Annotated in this window: 1 protein-coding gene; it reads right to left on the reverse strand. The window is 76.6% G+C overall.

Going from position 1 to position 794, the window contains the following annotated elements; all coding sequences use genetic code 11:
* A partial coding sequence (locus G3I40_RS29190) for a beta-ketoacyl reductase (protein WP_164305528.1) occupies positions 1-794 on the reverse strand: 794 nt, incomplete at both ends.

A 794-nucleotide genomic window follows, 5' to 3' on the forward strand; every position in this document is an offset into this window, starting at 1 on the left:
ACGGGTCCGTCGGCCGCGGCGGCGCGCAGGGCCCGCACGTCGAACTTCGCGGCCACCAGCGTGCCGTCCGTGCCCTCCGGCGTCCTGAGGGCGGCGTCCAGGAGGGCCATTCCCTCGGCGGCGCCCAGGCCGGTCATGCCGATGCGTGCGTTGCGCCGCAGGTCCGCGGCGCCCAGGTGCCCGGTCATGGCGCTGACCGTCGACCAGTAGCCCCAGGCGACGGAGACGGCGGGCAGGCCGTCCCGGTGCCGCCGGCGGGCCAGCGCGTCCAGGAAGGCGTTCGCCGCCGCGTAGTTGGCCTGCCCGGGGTTGCCGAGGACACCCGCGGCGGAGGAGAACAGCACGAACGCGGCGAGGTCCAGGTCCCGGGTGAGTTCGTGCAGGTGCAGCGCCGCGTCCGCCTTGGGCCGCAGCACGGTGTCGACGCGTTCCGGAGTCAGCTCGGTCAGCACCCCGTCGTCCAGGACGCCCGCGGAGTGCACGACGGCGGTCAGCGGATGCGCGGCCGGTATCTCCCCCAGCAGGGCGGCCAGTTGGGCCCGGTCCGACGTGTCGCAGGCGGCGACGGTGACGGTCGCGCCCAGCTCGGTCAGCTCGTCGCGCAGCTGCGGGGCCTCGCCCCGCCGGCCGGCCAGGACGAGGTGGCGGATGCCGTGCGCGGTGACCAGGTGCCGTGCCGTGAGCGCACCCAGTGTTCCGGTGCCGCCGGTGATCAGCACGGTGCCTTCGGTGTCGAGCGGGCGCGCGTGCGCCCCGGCGCCGGGCAGCGCCCGGTCCGACGCTGCGGGCACCCG

Source organism: Streptomyces sp. SID14478 (assembly GCF_010548525.1).
Taxonomy (GTDB): Bacteria; Actinomycetota; Actinomycetes; order Streptomycetales; family Streptomycetaceae; genus Streptomyces.